At 57.4% G+C, this 263-nt stretch carries 1 pseudogene; it reads left to right on the plus strand.

Features of this window, described 5'->3' with window-relative positions:
• Window positions 1-123: 123 nt before the first annotated feature.
• Window positions 124-263: pseudogene (locus ACLFKU_RS44615) on the plus strand (transposase); the annotation flags it as partial.

Consider the following 263-nt stretch of genomic DNA (forward strand, 5'->3'; position numbering starts at 1 on the left):
AAGATGCCGCCTATTACCTGGCGGCAGGCAGTCAATCAGTTCGCCATTATGTTCGGCGAGCGGTTCACGAACGCCATGAGCTGAGATCTTTTAACCGACCTCGGCACACAAAATTCCTGACACCTCCTGCTCCCCCGGCGGTGGGTGGTCGAGCGCAGCTTTGGCTGGCTCAACCGTTTCCGGCGTCTCGCACGTGACTATGAACGGCTCCCCGAAACTCTCGCCGGGCTTCATTTTGTCGTCTTCGCAATGCTCATGCTTGT

Origin of the sequence: Paraburkholderia sp. EG304 (assembly GCF_046543485.1) — a bacterium.
Taxonomy (GTDB): Bacteria; Pseudomonadota; Gammaproteobacteria; order Burkholderiales; family Burkholderiaceae; genus Paraburkholderia; species Paraburkholderia youngii.